At 66.3% G+C, this 5,097-nt stretch carries 5 protein-coding genes; 2 read left to right on the top strand and 3 right to left on the bottom strand.

Annotated elements, in window-relative coordinates; genetic code table 11:
- The 3 genes from uraD to AC1DYI_RS25965 form a co-directional block, all read right to left on the bottom strand.
- Positions 1-1,232: 2-oxo-4-hydroxy-4-carboxy-5-ureidoimidazoline decarboxylase (uraD, locus tag AC1DYI_RS25975; RefSeq protein ID WP_477207020.1), on the bottom strand; the 1,232-nt coding region annotated here is incomplete at its 3' end.
- A 5-nt stretch (positions 1,233-1,237) separates the two neighbouring features.
- Positions 1,238-2,176 (bottom strand): allantoinase PuuE, encoded by a 939-nt coding sequence (puuE, locus tag AC1DYI_RS25970; RefSeq protein WP_477207019.1) that lies wholly within the window; start codon positions 2,174-2,176, stop codon positions 1,238-1,240.
- Positions 2,173-2,934, bottom strand: coding sequence for a GntR family transcriptional regulator (locus AC1DYI_RS25965; protein WP_477207018.1), 762 nt, complete (start codon positions 2,932-2,934; stop codon positions 2,173-2,175). Before AC1DYI_RS25965 ends, puuE begins: the two co-directional genes overlap by 4 nt.
- 117 nt (positions 2,935-3,051) lie before the next feature.
- On the opposite strand from AC1DYI_RS25965, the gene uraH reads away from it, so the two are divergent.
- Together uraH and AC1DYI_RS25955 are read left to right on the top strand one after the other, a co-directional pair.
- Positions 3,052-3,399, top strand: coding sequence for a hydroxyisourate hydrolase (uraH, locus tag AC1DYI_RS25960; RefSeq protein ID WP_477207017.1), 348 nt, complete (start codon positions 3,052-3,054; stop codon positions 3,397-3,399).
- A gap of 19 nt (positions 3,400-3,418) precedes the next feature.
- On the top strand, positions 3,419-4,612 hold the full coding sequence (locus AC1DYI_RS25955; protein ID WP_477207016.1) for a urate hydroxylase PuuD: 1,194 nt from the start codon (positions 3,419-3,421) through the stop codon (positions 4,610-4,612).
- Positions 4,613-5,097: the final 485 nt, after the last annotated feature.

Here is a 5,097-nt window from a genome sequence, read left to right as displayed (position 1 = left end):
GTGCCGGCATGGCTGGCGGTGCCGATCACCTCACCAACGAAACGCCGGCTGCCGTTGATCGAGGTGACGATGCCCAGCGGCAAATCGAGCTCGTTGAGCACCGGGCCTTGCTCGATGTGCACCTCGACGAAGCCGAGGTAGCGCGCCGGGTCGCGCTTCTCCGCCTCGATCGCTTTCATCGTTGCTGGCAACTTGGCAGCACGCATCGCCTCGCGCATGCCGATGCCGTCGGCGTCGGCCTGATCCAGCCAGGCCGGGTTGAAACTGCCGGCCAGCGCACTGGAGCCGAGGAAGGTCGCGGCATAACGCTGACCCTCTTCTTCGGCAAAGCCGATGACCTCGATGCCGTGCTGGAGCCGGCGGCCGGCGCGGTGCAATTCGCGCACGGCGATCAACGGCACGAAGATGCCGAGCCTGCCGTCGTAGGCGCCGGCGTTGCGCACGGTGTCGTAGTGCGAACCTGTGAGCAGGCGCGGCGCGTTGGTGTCGCTGCCGAGGTAGACGCCGACCACGTTGCCCACCGCATCGATGCGCGCCTCGTCGAAGCCGCAGTCCTGCATCCAGCGCAGCAGCTGCGCCTGGCAGGCTTGGTGCGCGTCGGTCAGGTAGGTCACCGTCAGCACGGTGTCACCGGCCGCGTCTTGCACGTCGCTGTGGCGGGCCAGCAGCTCGGCGCAGTCCCAGGCTTGGCGGCCTTGCAAAGGCACCGCGCCGAACTTGTCGTTCAGCCGGATCTCGGCGATGCGGTGGATCTGGCGCAGGCACTCGGCGCGCTCGAAGGCCGGCGTGTTGTCGAGCCGGCGGGTGAAGGTCTCGATGATCTCGCGCCGCGTCAACCCGGTGCTGCGCGGGCCACGCACCGCGAGGATGAACGGAAAGCCGAACTTGCCGTTGTAGGCGGCGTTCAAGCGCTGCAGCATGTCGAACTCTTCGGGGCTGCAGTCGGTGAGACCGGCGCGGCTTTGTTCACCGGTCGATTCGGTGGTCAAGCGTTGGCTGATCATCGCCTTGCCCGCCAGCTCGGGGTGAGCGCGGATCAGGCTGAGTTGGTCGTCGACCGATGCTTCGCGCACGGCAGTGGCCAACGCATGTTTCAGCGCCGCCAGGCTCGCGAACGGGCGCCGTGCCCACGCGGCTTTCGCGATCCACGGTGAGTGTTCGTAGACACCTTCCAGCAGCGCGGCGAAGTCGCTCGCGGTCGCGGTGGTGTTCAGTTGTTCCAGGCTCAGCATCCGCGTCATTCCCAGACAAAGGCGGTGGCCGCATCGAAGGGGTGCGTGGCCTTCCAGTGGCGCGCGATGTCGACCCGTCGCGTCACCCAGACCTTGTCGTGCGCCTCGACATGGTCGAGAAAACGCTGCAACGCGCGCAGCCGCCCTGGCCGGCCGAGCAGGCGACAGTGCATGCCGATGCTCATCATCGAAGGACGGTCCTCGCCCTCGGCATAAAGCACATCGAAGCTGTCGCGCAAGTATTCGAAGAACTCGTCGCCGTGGCTGAAGCCTTGCGGCAGCGCGAAGCGCATGTCGTTGCAGTCCAGCGTGTAGGGCACGACCAGGTGCGGGGCGAGGGCTCCGTCGCTCTTTCGCACCTGCAGCCAGAACGGCAGGTCGTCACCGTAGTAGTCGCTGTCGTACTCGAGCCCGCCGTGTTCGACGACAAGGCGGCGGGTGTTCGGGCTGTCGCGGCCGGTGTACCAGCCGAGCGGCAAGGTACCGGTCAGACGCTTGATGATGGCCATGCCGCGCTGCAGGTGCTCACGCTCGATGTCTTCTTCGAGGTTCTGGTAGTGGATCCAGCGCCAGCCGTGGCAGGCGATCTCATGGCCCAGTTCGACGAAGGCGGCAGTGACCTCGGGGCAGCGCTCCAGCGCCATCGAAACGCCGAACACGGTCAGCGGCAGGCCACGGCGTTCGAACTCGCGCAGCAGCCGCCAGACGCCGACGCGCGAGCCGTACTCGTAGATGCTTTCGATGCTCAGGTGCCGCGCCGGGTAGCTGGCCGGGTTGAACATCTCCGACAGGAACTGCTCGCTGCCGGCGTCGCCATGCAGCACCGAGTTCTCGCCGCCTTCTTCGTAGTTCAGCACGAACTGCAGCGCGACTCGGGCCTGGCCTGGCCACTTGGCATGGGGCGGGTGGCGGCCGTGGCCGTGCAGGTCTCTGGGGTAGCTCATGCGCGCTTCTTCTTGGATGGTGGGACGGGCTGCAGCGCGTCGGCCAGATCGCCAGTGCGCGGGTGCAGCCGAAGGTTGCGTTCGACGCTGCCCAGGTGGCCGCTCATCAGCTTGGCGGCAGCGCGGGCGTCGCGCCTCGCCAAGGCCTCGACGATGGCGACATGCTCGGCATGTGACTCCTCGGCCGAATGCGCCGACTGCATCATCAGCGAGACCAGCGACGAGCGCGACAGCAGGTCGCCCATCAGCTCGGCCAGCACCTCGTTGCCCAGCAGCTGCGCCAGCAGCACGTGAAAGTCCGCCAGCAGCCGCGTGCGGCCCGGCACGTCGGTGCGGGCGACCGCTTCGGCCTCGTCGGCCAGGTGCGCATGCAGACGCGCCAACTGCACCTCGGTCAGTTGCGCGCACAGCTGCTTGACCAGCCCCGCTTCGACCAGTGCGCGGGCCTCGAACACTTGCCGCGCTTCTTCTACGCTGGGTTGTCGCACGAAGGCGCCGCGGCCGGGCTCGAGCACGATCAGCCGGTCGCGCGACAGCTGGTTCAGTGCTTGGCGCACGACGGTGCGCGAGACCTTGAAGATGTCGGCGATGCGCTGTTCGGCGAGCTTGGTGCCTGGCATCAGACGGCGCTCGACGATGGCGGCGCTGACCGCGTCGACGATGCGGCGCGTGGTGGTCTGGGCGTCGGCATCGTCAGCCTGGMGCACGGCCGCGCGGGCAGGGCGGATCACCTTCAGGCTGGGGCTGCGCGGGGCCATGGGGCAGGTGTAGTCAAGCGTCTGACGGCTTGCGGTGTATGCGAAAGTGTATACACTTTGCGGCCATCGCCACAACCAGCGCGGGCACCTCGTTGCCGGCGCCGCATGCCTCAAACCATGGGCCAGCTCACCACCCACGTGCTCGACACCATGCATGGTCGACCCGCCGCCGGCATGGCGGTGGCGCTGTGGCGCGCTGGCGAGCCGGCACCGCTGCGTGAATTGGTGTTGGACACCGACGGCCGCGCCGATGGCCCGCTGTTGGCCGGCGCGGCACTGACGGCTGGCCGCTACCGCCTGGTGTTCGCGGTGGCGGACTACTTTCGCGCCCAGGGCGTCGTGCTGCCCGACCCGCCGTTCCTCGGCGAAGTGGTGCTGGACTTCGGCATTGCCGACGCTGAGGCGCACTACCACGTGCCACTGCTGGCCAGCCCCTGGTCGTATTCGACCTACCGCGGCAGCTGATCAACCACAAGGAAGGTCGATGGACGCCTACTGGCTCGACTGGGTCAACCTGCTGCTGCGCTGGACCCATGTGATCACCGCGATCGCCTGGGTCGGCTCGTCGTTCTACTTCGTCTTTCTCGACGCGAGCCTGACGCCACCGAGCGACGATGAAGCCAAGGCCAAGGGCGTCGGCGGCGAGCTATGGGCCGTGCACGGCGGTGGCTTTTACCACCCGCAGAAATACCCGACCGGGCCGAAGACGCTGCCCGACCACCTGCACTGGTTCTACTGGGAAAGCTACAGCACCTGGCTGACCGGCTTTGCGCTGTTCACGGTGCTGTACCTGTTCAACGCCGGCAACTTCCTGATCGACAAGACAGTGTTCGACTGGTCGCCTGCGGCGGCGGTGGGTACGGCGCTCGGCTTCCTCGTCGTCTTCTGGCTCGCTTATGACGCCGTTTGCCGCTGGCTCGGCCAGGGCCCGAACGGTGACCGCAACGTCGGCCTCGTCGTGCTGCTGCTGGTGGGGCTGACGACCTGGCTGGCCTGCCACTGGTTCGCTGGCCGAGCGGCCTTCTTGTTGACCGGCGCCACGATCGCGACCGCGATGAGCGCCAACGTGTTCTTCTGGATCATCCCGGGCCAGCGCACGGTGGTGGCGCAACTGCGCGCCGGCCAGCCGGTGGACCCGGTGCACGGCCAGCGTGGCAAGCAGCGCAGTGTGCACAACACCTACTTCACCTTGCCGGTGCTCGTGGCCATGATCTCGAACCACTACGGCTGGCTGGTGCAGGCGCGGCAGAACTGGCTGGTGCTGCTGGTGCTGATGCTGGCCGGTGCGTTGATCCGCCACTTCTTCGTCGCACGCCATGCAGCCAAACGTTTGGGCACTGCTGCGCCTTGGGGCGTGGCCGCCGTCGGTGTGCTGTTGCTGCTGGCGCTGGCCGTGGCGTTGATGCCCGCCCGCGGCCCGGCGGCTGGCCAGGCGCCGGCGGTTGTCGGCTTCGCCCAGGTGCAGGCGGTGATCAACCAGCGTTGCGTGCTGTGTCACAACGCGCAGGTGCAGAACAAGAACGTCGCGCTGCACACCGAAGCACTGGTGCGCCAGCACGCGCAGGCCATCTACCAACAGGCGGTTCTGCTCAAGCAAATGCCGCTCAACAACGCCACCCAGATCACCGACGAGGAGCGTTCGTTGATCCAGCGCTGGCACGACGCCGGGCAACCCTGACGACAGTTTTATGACTTTCGTCTGAACCAGATATAGATATTCTTTGTCTGAGCAGCCGATCGGGCGCGATCGGCGATGCGGCCACCGAGTTTCAAATTCCCAATTGGTGCAAATAGCACCGATTGGGTGCATTGCTATCCCCATATTTAGGGGTCAACCCGACTCAGGGTTTGAACTAGGATGCACTCCCGCGTGGCTCACGCCAGGCCGGACAATAAAAATATCAGGGTAGCGTCAAGAGTTTCGTAGCGCACGGCGGATGCCGGGTGGCCGACAACGGCATGGTCTCTGGCCATGCCGCCGGCGCCATTCAGGCTCTATCGGCGAAGTGAGGGCCTACGAAAACTCGTAGCCAGTGATGGCTTGACCCGTGGCGTGAGCTGGTGCTGGGTGACAAGACCAGCCACTCGGGAAATAACCTAATACCGCTTTCGGCCCAAGGTGCCTGAAAGCCCGTGCAGTTTGCGGGTGAATATCCGCAGGGC

It is taken from the genome of Ideonella sp. P3_A4 (assembly GCF_056403075.1).
Note: the sequence above shows the minus strand (reverse complement) of the source record. Positions and strands in the feature narration are given on the sequence as shown.

Bases quoted from the DNA above. Each gene is read 5' to 3' on its own strand.
- puuE (WP_477207019.1), bottom strand. From the start codon at position 2,176: ATGAGCTACCCCAGAGACCTGCACGGCCACGGCCGCCACCCGCCCCAT.
- uraH (WP_477207017.1), top strand. From the start codon at position 3,052: ATGGGCCAGCTCACCACCCACGTGCTCGACACCATGCATGGTCGACCC.
- AC1DYI_RS25955 (WP_477207016.1), top strand. From the start codon at position 3,419: ATGGACGCCTACTGGCTCGACTGGGTCAACCTGCTGCTGCGCTGGACC.